The organism is Pseudomonas sp. Tri1, assembly GCF_017968885.1.
In the GTDB taxonomy this organism is placed as follows: domain Bacteria; phylum Pseudomonadota; class Gammaproteobacteria; order Pseudomonadales; family Pseudomonadaceae; genus Aquipseudomonas.
Window position 1 is genome coordinate 3901484 of the sequence record NZ_CP072913.1, and the last position, 14346, is coordinate 3915829.

The 14346-nt window shown below is 63.4% G+C and carries 2 protein-coding genes; both read right to left on the bottom strand.

Going from position 1 to position 14346, the window contains the following annotated elements; translation table 11 throughout:
• Positions 1–226 precede the first annotated feature (226 nt).
• Complete coding sequence (locus J9870_RS16625; RefSeq protein WP_210639094.1) at positions 227–12847, bottom strand: filamentous hemagglutinin family protein; 12621 nt, start codon at positions 12845–12847, stop codon at positions 227–229.
• 213 nt (positions 12848–13060) lie between these two features.
• On the bottom strand, positions 13061–14248 hold the full coding sequence (locus J9870_RS16630; protein ID WP_210639095.1) for a substrate-binding domain-containing protein: 1188 nt from the start codon (positions 14246–14248) through the stop codon (positions 13061–13063).
• Positions 14249–14346: the final 98 nt, after the last annotated feature.

The following is a 14346-nucleotide window of genomic DNA, read 5'->3' on the forward strand; positions in this document are numbered from 1 at the left end:
GGGATTGGGGGGGGTATGAATCTTGTGGCCACTCCGGGAACAGTGTGGGAGCGAGCTTGCTCGCGATGGCAGCGGCATGGCCAACATCATTGCAAGCTGATCCACCGCTATCGCGAGCAAGCTCGGCTCCCAAAGTTTTTGGGTGTACACGGATTCTCTGAACACCTGAGAACCCGTGTGGGAGCGAGCTTGCTCGCGAATGGGGGCGACTCGGTCTACGACCGGCCTACAAACTCAATCGCCCCCGCTCGTCCTCGGTCAACCGCTGCCGGGTCTGTTCATCGAGCGGGCCGGCCCCCAATACCTGGACCGGGCTGGCCGGGTCGTAGGCCCGTGGCGCTTCGCGGCCGGCACCGTCGCGGGACGGGGTCAGTTGTTCGGAGCCGAAGCTCACCACCTGTACAGTGAACACCGACGCCTGGTTCTGCCGCGCCGCATTTTGTTGCTGGCGCGCCACGTCTTCCGCCGCTTGCGTGGCCGAAGACGCCGCCGAACTGGCGGAGGTGATGGCCCCTGTGTTGACCGAAGCCGCCAGCGGCACACCGGAGGATTTGCCCTGGGTCTGGATGTTGGCTGCGTTCACCACAGTCAATGCCGCGATGTTGACGTTGCCCGACACCCGGATCCCCGCCTCGCCCGCATCGATGGTGCCCAGCGGCGCGATCAGGTCGATGTCCCCCGGTGCCACTTCGGCAATCGGGTTGAGCGTGGCGATACCGGCCCCGGTGCTCGGCACTGACGGCGACAGCGTCACGTTGCCCCAGCTGTCATACAAGCGCTTGGGCGGCGTGTAGACCACGGTGGTCTTCGAGCCACGACCGGCGTTGATGTCGCCCTGGGCCGACCAGCCGAGGATCGAGCCACCAAAGGTGGTCATGATCCGGCTCTGCCCCAGCAGAATGCTGTTCTGCGCGTACAACTGGATATCGCCCTCGCCCTGGGTAATGACCCCGGCGGTGGACGGCGGCGCATTACCCTCGATGCCGAAGGTCTGCCCGCCACCTGGGGTGAGCATCTGGATACTGCCACCGAAATCGGTGTGCACCCCCGCCCCGCCGAACATCGTGATATCGCCCTTGTAGGTGATCGCATTGCCCGCCACATCCTTGTCCGGGAACAACAGCGCAATCGCCTCCCGGCCCCGCAGGTAGCTGCCCTGGCGCACACCGCCCACTTCGTTGTACTCACGGCCAGCGGCCTTGAGCTCGGCGAAGTACACATCGCGGGCAAACACCCGCTGCTGCTCCGCCGGCAGCGCCGCGAAGAAGCTGCGGGCCTGTTCGGTGTCGCCGCTGAAGCCGAAGCGTTTCTCCAGCCAATCCACTAACTCCGCCTCGTAGGTCTTGGCGACCTTACCGTCCTGGTTCGCCAGGGGCACACCGGCCAAAGCCTGGTTCGCCGGGTCCAGGTAAGCCTTGACGAAGCGCTCGTAGTCCGCCCCGTTGAGTCCCGCGCCGGCTTGCAGCACCAGGCTCGCGCCAGGGCGAGAATCCCCGGGCACCACGGCGCCGATACTGGTGATGCTGACCTTGTCGTCCATCAGGATATTGCGCCCGGCGGTGATTTCCAGCAGGCCGGGGCCGGCGACGTTGAAATTGCTGTAGAGGATGTCGCGCCCGGCCGAGACGATGGAGATGTCGGTGGGGTTGTTGTGGATGAAGAGGTTGCCGGTGCTGGTGTAATTACCCACGTCGGAGTTCGTATTCAGAGACCCGCCCAGCGGTATGCCGCTGCTGACAATGTCTCGCCCAGCCATCATGCGTACAGGGCCGGCACCTTCGTATGCGATTCGCCCCGGCCATCTGCCCGTAGGGACTGATGTCATCGACCGTCCAGTGGCGACTGCCAGCAAGTCGCCTTCAAGCGCGTAGAAGCGAGCAGGATCGACATTGAGGGCCCACTCACTGGAGGCGCTGCTGGTGTCGAAGGCAAACAGCGGCAAGATGTTCGCACTAGGGCGCGCGAAATTGCCATCGGCAGAAAGATTGCTGGCCTTTATGACGAAACCATCGACGATACCGACAAAGGCTGGCCGCAACGGTGTGGCCAGGGCTGCGGAGGCAGCACCGGAACGACTGACTGACATGTCGCCGCCGTAGATGGAATCGCCGGCCATGAATTGCAACTCACTGTTGATGCCGGGAGCGAGCAACAGGGCTGGGCGATTGTCGCCGTTGTAGCCTGTGTCATACAGTGCCGAGGACTTCCCGTAATAAAGACTGCCACTGGCTGCCACAGCCCTCAGGATCGACGGATAGACGACCGCCAGATCCGTTGCGGTACTGAAGGTGAAAGGTGTCAGGTTACCTCCCGACGACCACAAGTCCACCGCCGTATTGGCAGTCCACAACGTAAACCAGCTCACGCCCGATCCGTTACTGTTACCGTCCTTGAAGGGTGAGGCGCTCATCATCGGTGCCCGCCCCGGATCGGCAACGTCCATCACGACCAAGTCGCCTGAAGTCGTCAGATCGAAGGTAGCATCGCCCGGCATGAGGGTCAGTCCACCCGTTGCAGATCCTCGTGTGGATTTGAAGGAGTCGTAGGCCCGCGTTTCTCCAGGGGACTGTGCTGAGACAGCATTGCCGTATTGAAGGTCGATTCGACCGATGGCGCCACTGTCGATCTGCGCGTGCCCTCGCAGGTTGATGACCGCGCCGTTGAGATGCCCGTTGGCGAACACGCTATCGGGATTCAAGGCGCCGCCTACGCGCAGGTTGAGGTCACCACCGCCGGTCAATTGCAGGCTGCCGTCGGCGCCTACGCGCCCGGTGCTGCCCACAGCCAGCAGCAGCCCCTGGCTACGAGAGTTGATGTTTATGTTGAAGTCGTTACCGACGAGCCGGCCCAACACCCCGGCATCGCCCTTCACCTGTACATCCAGATCACCGCCGCCCAGGGTCCCGTACCCGGTGAAACCGGCCATCTGATCAGCGCCCCCCAGCTCCATCGATGCTGTATAGCTGCCGAAATTGATCCACCAGGCCGTCGGCTGGCCGTTCACCGAATCACCGTTGCCCTGGCGCCAGAGCCAATTGCCAACATTGGCCGAATCCTGGCCCATGTCGGCAGGGTTCGGTCGCCCGATAGGGTTGGCAGGCGCGGTCAGGTTGCCGCTGAGGTCACCGCCGACCTTAAGCAACAGGTTACCGCCCGCGTCCGGATACCAGGCGCGATAGAGACTTTCGGTGCCGCCATCGACCAGCCTTTCATTGCTGCCATCTTTGTCGTTGAGCACCGTGCCATTGCCGCCCAGGGCCTTGGGCTGGTTGTAGGGATCGCCCGGGAACGTCGGCGCTGAAGATGTCCCGGCGGTATAGACCCCGAACAACGAGTCCATGCGCAGGCTGCCACCGCTCAGCAGTTCCAGGTCGCCGGTGCCGGTGCGGATGACGCTCGGACGGACACTGCCGGCAACCGGTGCATATTCCGCATCGACGGGAGCACAGATATTCGGCATAGCGTCGCAGAGCGACTGGACCGAGTCGAATTGGAAGAACTGGACGGCAGCCTGGCTGATCAACTCGCCGGCCTTGACCTCAAAACCGGAACTCGCCAACTGCTTCTCAGCCGCTTCGGTCCATTTATAAGAAGCTTGGAGCACGCAATTACCACCAAAATCGACACAGAAAGCCTCGGCCGAATCGTAACCGAAGATATCGCGAAAGATGGTTTCGTCGACGGGCTGGCCGAGTTCGACCGTGATCCCGTTGTTCAACATGTCTTGTACGCCCGCTTCGGTCCATATGAAGCCCCCCTTTCCAGGCACGAGCACACCGAACATACCGTAGTGGCTATCAGCAAGATGCAAGTCGCCATGTACCGGTTCGGGCTGGACGATCCGGCTGTCTGCCGCCGTCGTGTCGGCCCCGGCCACCAATCTCAACGACCAGGACTGGGAACCCTCGGCGAGCATGGGGGCGATGGCCCACATGCGGCCATCGCTGCCCGCAATCTCTGGACGCAACTGCACCGATTCGACGCCATCCGGCAACTTCACATCGGTGCCGGACGGAAGCAGCGAACCGCGGTTCAAGACCAGGCTGCCTGCGAGCTTGAGGATATTGGTCTGCGTATTGCCCGCGTTTGCCACGTCGGGCAGCGCAACGCCCTTGGGCCAGATGAAGCCGCGCAGTGCGGTGGCTCCGCTCAACACGCTGCCGGCCCCCAACTGCGAGCCGGCCTCCAGGGTCTGGGCCCGGCTCAGCAAAGTGCCTGCGGCAAACAGCAGGTTGCCGGAGGCGTCGTGTACCGCAGCCGCCAATACCGTACCGGCCGGCAGTTCCAGCGGTTGGTCAAGGATCGCGGCCACCGGCAGTCGAGTACCGGCCGCCAGGGTCACGCCTTTGATCGGCAAGTCGTAGTTCAACGTGGCTCCCGCCGGGAACGCCGTATCGTCGGCCAGGGTCACGCCGGCACCGGGGACGACGATGTCGCCACCGGTGAAGTCGATGCCAGGCAGCAACACCCAGCCCTTGTCATCCTGGGTGGCCGGCGGCGGTGCGAAACCGTCGTTGATGCTGCCGTAGATGCTCAGGTCACCACCGGCGCGCAGGGTCAACGCGCCGGCCTCGCCGGAACCGTACACGGCGGTTTGCCGGGTGTGCGGGTTCACACTGGCGTAGCGATAACCGGACAGGTCCAGGTCGCCCTGCACCACCAGGTCACCGTCGGCCGTGGCGCTGACGATCTCGACGCCGGGCCGCAGGTGGAACGCATCGGCGTAACGGGCGTTGTTCAGACCGGCGAGTTTGCCTTGCATCAAATCGCTGTTGGCCAGCGCCGCGTTGATGAAGGCGACGCTATCCTGATGCTTGCCATCCAGGTAGGCCTGGTCGATGACCTGATAAGGCCGGCCACTGGCCGCCGGATCGCTGCCAAAGGCTGCATCGTTGTATTGCCACATACCATTGACGGCGATGGACCGCGCGCCCTGGATATCCAGGTTTCCGCTGGCGTCGATGGCGATGTCACCGTGAGTGGCATCTGGCCCGGCGCGCCGGGCATTGAGTTCCAGGGTGCCGCGAGCGCGACCGTCATGTTGCCCCGCAGGCGCCGCAGTGCCATGGCGCAGATCGATGCGCGCACCATCGGCCAATGTCAGCACGCCGCCCCGGGAGGTCAGGTCGACCATGGCGCGGTTCGGTGAGTCGATGATCTTGCCGTAACTGTCTACACGCAGGCGATTGCCATGAGCATCGAGCACCGCGTTGCCGCCCAGGGTCAGAGAGCGCCCGGCGGCAAGCCGGATACTGCCGACCCGTTCGCCGCTGGCGTCCACCTTGCCATTGACCAACAGATTTCCGTTGTCGACCGAGACGCTGACGGTCGAGGCCTTGAGCTCGTTGCCGATCACCAGGTCACCCTGTTTGAGCTGGAAGCCACGGGAGCCGAACACCTGCCCGTCGTTCAACCGTTGGTTCAAGGCCGCGAACTGCTCGCTGAGGTCGCCGCTGTCGCCCAGGCGTTGGGCCTGGATTTCCACGCTGCCGGCCAGGTACGGCATGGCGGTGCCCCCGGCGTCATATTCGCCTGTGCTGCTGCCGAGAATCCGCCCCTGCAAATCAACGATTCCGGCGGCCTCGTCCAGCGCCACTGCACTGAGCCGGCCAGCCTGGTTGTTGCGAGCCGAAAAGTCGATGCTCGATCCATCGGCCTGGCGGATGTTGCCGTTCTGGCTTTGCAGGATCACCTCGCCACCGGCGCTGTAGCGTGTGACATCGTTGAAGGTCACCGTGCGGCCCGCCACATCGATCAACGCCTCATCGGCCAGGGTCAGGTCATCCGTCGCGCTCAGGGTCAGCTTGCCGCTAGGCAACACCACCGCACTGGCAAGGTTGAGGCTCGCGCCTTTGATGGACAACTCGCCCCCAAGCCCGGAGACGCTGCCCGGCTTAGCGCTTGTGCCCGCTACGTTGACCGCCCCGCCCGCGGTGATGCGGTTGACCGAACCGGCTTCACCGGTCAGCAACGGGGTGAGGATATTCAGGTTGCCGCCGCTGTAGGCGTAGCCCGTTTTCGCGTCATAGGCACCCTGGCTTTGATACACCGCCAGGCTGCCTTTGTGGTTGGCCGTCAGGCGTTCACTGGCGCTGAGGTTGACGTTGGCGAATCCCAGGGCAAGGCGGTTCAGGGTGGTGAGCGAGCTAGGCTGGGCGAAGTCACCGTAGCCGAATTCGATGCGCTGGGCCTGGATGTCCAGGCGACCGGCGCCGGTGCCGGCCCCACCGGCAATCACCGAACCCGGCGCGCCAACGGCACCGTTCCAGATCAGGTTGGCGGTGCGAATGGTCGCCACGTCATTGGCGCTGCCTGCACCATAGATGGCCGGGGTGCTCAGCATCAAGTTGCTCAGCCGCGACTTGCCTGTTGTTGGGTCATAGGTGTCGAGACTGACGGTGCCGTAGAAATTCAGCGCCTGGCTGGCCGACAGTTCGAGGGTTTCCAGGGCCGGAGCACCGTATTCGGTGTCCCCACGCAACAGGCGGTCGAGCACGGTCTGGCTCAGGGTCAGGCCGGCAGGCAGGACCTGGCGCGTCGCCGCGTTGCTCAGGGCCTGGGCGGTGCCAACGTTGATATTGCTCAGGGCCAGGGTCAGGTGACGGGTGCCGTAGCGCACCTGGTCGTCAAGCTGCAGGCTGCTGCCGGACGCAGCGACGATGCTGCCTTCGGAATGAATCCGGGTCACGCCGCTGCACGGTGTCAGGCTGCAGCCGCCGATATTGACCGTGCCGCTGGTACCTGACACAGGGGCCAATACATTGAGCAAGCCATTGGAGGCGGCCAGCAAGCTATAGTTTTGGAACTTCACATTGAGGTTATAGATAAAACCATCACGGGCATCGTACGCCGCCTTTCCCCTTCCGATGGTGTTGATGGCGGCGCCTTGTTCCACCAACAGTTCGCCGCCGTCGGCCAGGAGGAATACCTCAGGCGCCGACAGGGTCGCACCTTCACGCAGCGCGACGCTGCGGGACACCCGTTGCGGCGTGATGTAGTTCCCCCCCTGGCCATAGAGCAGCGAAAACTGGCCGCCGATCACTTGGCGTGAAGCATTCAGAGCATTGAGGCTTTCGGCATTGAGGGTCACGCCCTCGAAGCCGGCCGTAGCCCCGCGCCCTTCGGCGACCACCTCCAGCGCGGTACCATTGCTGGCGACCACCGCGACGGTTCCGCCGTACCCCCCGGCCTGAGGCGCGAACTTGCCGAGGCCCTTGAAGGAGAAGGCCTGATCTCCAGCGCCTTTTGCCAGGTTCAACTTCAACGTCTTGGCATCGACTGGCAACAGGGCCCTGGGAACACCCAAGCGCGCGGCGTCGGCCACCGCGAATTGGGCGTAGCTGGTTTCGTTGTATTGCGAGTAGCGACGCAGCACATCTCCCGAGGTCAGGATGACTTGACTGGACAAACTGTTGCGCTGCCCGGTATTGGCCACCGACAGCACCCCAGCGGTGGTCCACGAGCCGTTGCGCAGCTGTTGCGCGCCCGTTGTGACACCTTGCCCCGCCAAGCCATTGACCTCGACCCGAAACGCCCCTGGCAGCAATGCATAGGTGGACGGCATCAGGGTGTAGGTGCCGGCAGCCAACCCGGGCACACCGGCACCGATGGTGATTTGCTGGCCTACTCTCGGATCTACCGCGCCGCCTTCGGGGGCGACCGGCGCGTACTGACTCTGATTGCCCGGCACGATGGCATAGACCGGGTTGGTGGACAGCCCCGGCAGGGTGAAACCGCCATTGGCACCGATTTGTACCAGCGGGTTGAAACGCGCATCGGTGGAACCACCTCGACCAGAGATAAAACCGGCGCCGAGCAATTCACCGCCACCCGAGAGGTCCAGGACCGAACCCTCCTGGGCCGCCACCGACTTGCCGCCGAGAATCACGCCGATATTCAGGTCACCATATTCGGTGAGCACCGCGCCTTGCCCGAGCAACACAACCTTCTTGCCAGCGTACTGATAACTCTGGCCATCGACAGTGCCGCCATAAGGCAGCACCAGCCCCAGGCCGCTGACCGAAGTCAGGCTACCCGGTAACAGCTCCACTCGATCAGTGGTACCCAAGCCATCGTTTATGCCGACTTCAATCAACCCCAGCGGTGCCCGTACCACCCCACCCTGCTCGATCTTCGCACTGCCCAGTTGCAAGCGGCCAAATGCCGAATAAGGCACTGCAGGTGTGACCTGGGTAGTACGCTCAATGACCAGGCTGCGCATAGGATCAAAGACCGAGGCACTGGCACCGGTATACCCCGCCAACACCCGTGCTCCAACCCCGGTCGCCGGATACAACTGCGCTGCTTGCAACACCATGTCCGAAGGGGTCAGCAATTGGGTGGTAAAGCCCGTAGGCAATCCCTCACTGGAGACCCCTGCCAGGAATCGCAAATCACCCCGGCTGCGTAGCTGAACCCGGTCGAAACCGGCGCGTTCCAGCTCGACGGTATTGCCGTCGGCCTGCCTCACCGTGCCTTTGCTACTGAACATCACACTGCCCTGCACATCCAGCAGGTCAGCGTTGACGGAAAACACCGCCTTGTTCGCCAATAGCGACACCCCGCCGCCATCGACCACAGGCCGGGTATAGGGGTCAAAACTCGGTCGAGTGGTCGCCAGCCCTGTCGCAAGCGCCATCAACACATGGGGTGCATTGAGCTCGACCCGGGTATTGGCTGGCGCGGTTGCACTCAATCCAAAACTGCGGGAGTACAGGCTCAGGCTTTGGCCGAGGGACATCGACAGGTCGCCATCGACGCTCATCAGGCCGTTGCTTAGCAGGGACAGGCTATCGAAACCACCGGCCTGGACCTGATCGGCACCTAGCCGCCCGTGACCATAGATCAGCGAATCCGCCGAGGTCTCAGCCGTATCGCTCAGCGGGCTCGCCTGGGCAGCTCGCGCCAGCACCAGTTCACGCACCTTCAACACCCGGTCACTGACCGTACTCTTGAGGTAATAGGGCGTTTCCAGCGCTACCGACAAGCTACCGCCTGCAGCCCCAGCACCGCCCGAACGGGCGCTGAATGAACCGTCCAGGTACAGACCATTGGCCGAGGCCAGGGAAATACTGCCGCCATTGCTCGCCACCGATGTACGCCCCTGGCCTGGAATATCCAGCACAGCCTGGCTGCCATCCGCTTGCAAACGCGCACCATCGCGCACCACCACAAACAGTTCGGACGCCGAAGTCGATCCTTTCGCGGCATCTATCTGGCCGCCGATGACAATCTGTCCGCCGTCGCGCACCAGGCCGTAGGTCTGACCACGCACATCCCGAGCTGTTACGGCCCGGCTCGATACATCGATCAGTGCTTGTTCACCCAGCCAGATGGAACGACCGTGGCCCTGGGCATTGACTTGATCGCGGACCGTATCGCTGACGCTCGACTCGGTAAGACTGACCCGACCGCCCCAGGCGTTGAGGGTGCCGTTGGCAGTCAACTGACCGATGCTGCGCACATCGATGCCCTGCCCCGGATCGACGCCGATCACGCTGCCCTTGCCCAGGTTCAACACCGTGTTCGCCATGTCGGCGGCGCTGGCGTTCGCGGTGCCGGCAGTGAGGCTCAGGCTCGCGCCGCGGCGCTGGGTCAGGACGCCTTTGATCGCATCTTCCTGATACAGCTCCGGTGTCCAGCGCTGCAACGCATCCGCCGGTTCTGCGCCGCTGCCGGTGCTCAACGCCTGCTCGCCAAAACGGTACACCGGCATCGTCACATCGACCCGGGTGCCTTCGGCTACCGTCAGGCCTTCGTTGCCGGTGATGTCATAGGCCGAGAAGCCTTTGTCAAAGAAGTCGCCGCCCAGTTGCAAGGTAGCCGGTTCAAGCGGCGAGCCGCTGTTGCCGATCAGCACTTTATTGGCCGCCAGCTTCAAGGTCCCGCCGCCATTCACACCAGTGCCGCGCAGTTCACCCTTTAAGGTCAAGGCGCCGTTACCGGACGACGCGCCGGTACTGGCGGTCAGGGTCAGGTCCCCGCCCTTACCACCGCGGGTCTTGCCATCGGCCATGACCGCGGCGCCGGAGCTGACGTCGATCAGGCTGCCCTGACGCACATCGATACCGCCGCTGCTGCGCACGGACACGACGCCGCCATTGATGAATGGCAAGCCCTGGCGGTCGCCGCCGTCAAGCAGCAGGTTGCTCCACCGGCCAGCGGTGTTCAACGTCACGCCCTCGCCCAACGTGACCCCAGCATGCTGCCCAGTGGCGGGCGCAAGCACGACGTCTTCAATCTTGAAATTATCGGTTCTGACCTGTTTAAGCACGTTACCCAAGGCAATGCGACCGCTGCGGGCCGTCAGGTCGGCATTCACCTCGACCTGCGGTGCATAAAGCATGATGTCGCCGCCATCGGCGACCTTGAGTGCGCCCTCGACCTTGATGCCCTCAAGCGCCGCCACCTTGACTGCGCCGAGTTGGAAGCCGTTGAGCAGATCGTTATCCAGAACCAGTTTGCCTTGCCGATCAGTGCCGACCACCGAGGTCAGGTCCAGGCCCGCAGCAATCTTGTCGGCCACCTTACCGACGGTGACCTGATCGAGCGTGGGGTTCAGGCCGCTATTGATCACACCACTGGTCTTGTCATAGATCGGCGTGTAACTGCCCACCCACAACTGCGCCCGTCGGGCCACAGCGTTTTGCGATTGCTGGTAACCATCGAGGTTGAGGTTCGGCGCCTGGGTCTGGCGTTCACCCTGGTAGACCTCGCCGACGATCTGGCCTTCCAGCACCGCGTTGCGAGTCGATACCACCAACTTGCCGGCATCGCGGCCGACGGTGTAGCCGGCCTCAAAGCGTTCGCGCGGGGCGATCAGCGGATTGTAGTAGTAATCGGTCTGGCCCCAGCGTTGACTGTGGTGTTCGTAGCCCTTGTAGATGCCGGTGTAGAGGATGTCCCCCGGCGCCTTGGACAACTCATGCAAGCGCCCATCGGCGCCTTTGAGCCAGGACTGGCGCAAGTAGCCGCTCTGCACATCCAGGGTGCCACCGGACAGGTTCAACTGCGCCGCCTGCTGAGTCACGACGTCGTTGCCGGTGAACGTCAACGTGCCACCCTGGGCGGCCCATTCACCCACGCTGTGTCCCTGGGTGCCCAGGTAGCCGCCGACCTCCAACAACCCACCCGCCGTGTACCAACGGTCAGTGGCGTAGCCGTTGGTGCCCGCCGGGACGTAGATCAAGTCACGCACGTCCACCCAGACATCGTTGTTGGTCAGCTTGCCGCCCTCGCGGTTGACCGGAGCATCACGCTGTTCGTTGCCCTGCACGTTGACCTTGATGGAGTTGGACTCCATCGCCACCTTGACGCCGATGGCGCCGGACACATCGATCACCGCACCATCGCGCACCAGGCTGCGACCGGCGGCGCTGACCGCGACCTGGCCGCCGGTGGCCAGGGTGATGGAGCCGTTCTGGAAGTCGACGCTGCCGCCACTGACGATCTCGACCCGGGACTGGTCGCTGCGGTCGACCACGCTACTGAGGTTGTTGAACTGACCGGTGATCAGGTTGTTCGGCGTGCCATCCAGGCCGGCCGGTCCGGCATTGCGCTGGCTGTCCAGGGCACTGCCGCCCGCCGCATCGAGCAGCACCGCCGTGGCGCTGCCCTGCCCCAGGGTCACGCTGCCGCTGCCGTCGCTGAAGGCGTTGAGCAAATGCACGGTGCCACGGGTGTCCACCGAACTGCTCGCCACCGCCACGCCGTTCTGCTGCACAGTGTGCCCGGTAAGGGTGATGTCGCCGGTGCTGGCCTGGATCAGGCCGCTGTTGATCACCGTGCCGGCACTGCTGCCGGGCTTGAGAGACGTCGCGACCTCGTTGCCTCGGGTAGTGGAACGCAGGTTGCCGCTGGTGCCCTGGCCGCGCCGGATGTAGAAATTGTCACCAGCCGCCAGGGTGGTCTGGCCTTTGGCGGTGATGATGGAGCCGGCGTTCTCCACTTCGGAGCCCAACAGCAAGGCATAACCACCACCGGTCGTGGAGCTGGCAGCGCGGTGGGTTTCGATCAGCGCGCCCTGCTGCACCTCGACCTTGCCGGCGGCGTCAGTAAAGGTCGGTTGGCTGCCGGTGGCATCGACGTACAACCCGCGCTTGCTGAATTGCTCATCGCTGATGTTGGCCGCCACCGCCGCCAGGTTGCGCACGTTGACCTGGCTGCTGCCGCTGAAAATGATGCCGTTGCGGTTGACCAGCATCACCGTGCCGTTGCCCTTGATCTGGCCCTGGATCTGGCTTGGTCGCGCTTGAGGGTCGTTGACCCGGTTGAGCACGGCCCAGTCCGACTGCTGCTGGAAATCCACCGTGGTATTGCGCCCGACGTTGAAGGTTTCCCAGTTGAGAATCGCCTTGTCGGCGGTCTGCTCGATCGTCACCGTGGTCTTGCCACCGGACTGGGTCTGCTTCGGGCCCTTGGCGTTGAGCCAGCCCTGGGTCAGGCTGTTATCGACCTTGAGCCCACCCTCGCCCAGCCCGTCGGGCACAGTCTGCACCTGCCCGAACGCGGCTTGCCGCCCCGCTGCCTGGGCGGCTTGCTGGGCCGCGATGGCAGCCACGGTGTTGTTGAGATTGGTCAACGAACGCTGCAACTGCGCGTTAGCCCGTTGCTGCTGCGCCAAGGGCGGCGGCATGCCTGGCTGCGCGGTCGTAGGCCGCGTCGCGCCACCGGCCTGGGTCGCCCCCTTGGCGGCAAACCAGGCCGAACTGAACGCCGTCGCCGCCTGGGCATTGCCGGCCACCATCAGCAGCGCAATGGCCTGGGCCAACGGCTTGAGCCGCAGCATCGACAACTCGCTGTCGCGACGTGGAGCGTTCAGGTTCGTCTGGGGTTTGCAGCGCAGCATCCTACTCATCCTTTCGGTTTGCTCTAAGGGGACACAACGCAGTGCTGTCAGGCTGCCAGCGTTGGTTATAGGGGATAGGCGGTTACAGGGGGACGGGACCGAACGGTTGTCATGAAAATTTCATGTGGCTGTGTTGGTCGCGGCGCCAGAGCAAAAAATCAGCAACGGCTTGCGCCGTTGCTGATCGGTGTTGCGTGTTGCTCAGGCGTGGGGTTACAGCGGACGACCGATGCCGTTGCAGACGTTGGTATTGCCGATGCTTTGAGCGCTGGTAGTGGTCAGGAAGCTGCCACGAATGGCGTTTTTCCAGGCCGTTGGCAGCGGCACGAAGCGGTTGGCGGTGATAGCGGCATCGTTGTTGTTGGCAGCGACTGCGCCGTAGTGACGGGTGAAGAAATCACGTACCTGAGTGCTCTGGGCGGCGTTGGCGTAGCACTGGCTGAAAATCACGTTGGTGAAGCCCAGGATCGGATAGCCGCTGGTTGGGTAGAGGCGCAAGCTAGGGTCAGCCGGGATGGTTTCATCAATCACTTTTTGAGAAGTGAAAACAGGAACCCAAGCGTTCGGTTTTGACCGGTCGGTAGCAGCAGGAACCGTAACGGCATTGATAGCTGCCGACACGTTGGCAGGCGCTGGGGAAAGACCGCCAACACGAGCGACCTTAGTGGCGTCGTCCAGACCAGCCAGCGTAGTAGCGGCGTAATCCGGGCTCATGTAGGTGATACGACCTTGGGCTGCGTTCAGTGCAGTCATCACGTTCGCACTGCCGGAGGCGGAAACGGCGCCGGCTGGCAGGCCACCGCTGTAGCTGGAGGCGAAGGTGGTGGTGACAGCGAAGGTGCCGGTTTCAGCGCACTTGGCATTCAGGAAGCGGGTGAACAGCTCGGTGGTACCGCTGCTTTCTGCACGGTAAACCACGGTGATCGCGCCGGTACGGCCCGAACCAGTGATCTGGCTCCAGTCGGTCAAACGGCCGGAGAACACACCACACAACTGGTTGACACTCAGGTCAACGTTGGCAGTACCAGTCTTGTTGAAAGGAATGGCAACCGAAGTGGCAACCGAAGGCACCTGGATCAGTGGGCCCCAGGCAGCGCCGTGAGCGGTGACGTAATTGCTCAGCTCAGTGGCGCTGAGCTTGGAATCGCTGCCAGCCCAGTGCACGTTCTTGCTGGTGTCACCAGCCACGAACTTGGTGTAGTCGTTGTTCAGGAAAGCAGCCTTGCCAGCACCGCTGCCCACGCCGATGTAAGGGGCGAAACCGGCAGTCAGTACGCCGGAAGTCTGGTACAGCGGCTGAGGCAAGGTAGCACCACCGCCATTGACATCAGCCATGGCGGCCTGAGCGGCGCAGAGGCCGGCGAGGGTCAGGGATACCGCGAGAACGTTGCGCTTAAACATGAAGAATCTCCTTTCATCGTGTTCGTACGTAGGTTGGGTGACGCGTGCTTGCCGTCATGGCGCTCGGTCCTGTGCCGATGGCGGTGGGGTGAGGCCAT

Coding starts and splice junctions, on each gene's coding strand:
- J9870_RS16625 (WP_210639094.1), bottom strand. CDS start 12,847: ATGCTGCGCTGCAAACCCCAGACGAACCTGAACGCTCCACGTCGCGAC.
- J9870_RS16630 (WP_210639095.1), bottom strand. CDS start 14,248: ATGTTTAAGCGCAACGTTCTCGCGGTATCCCTGACCCTCGCCGGCCTC.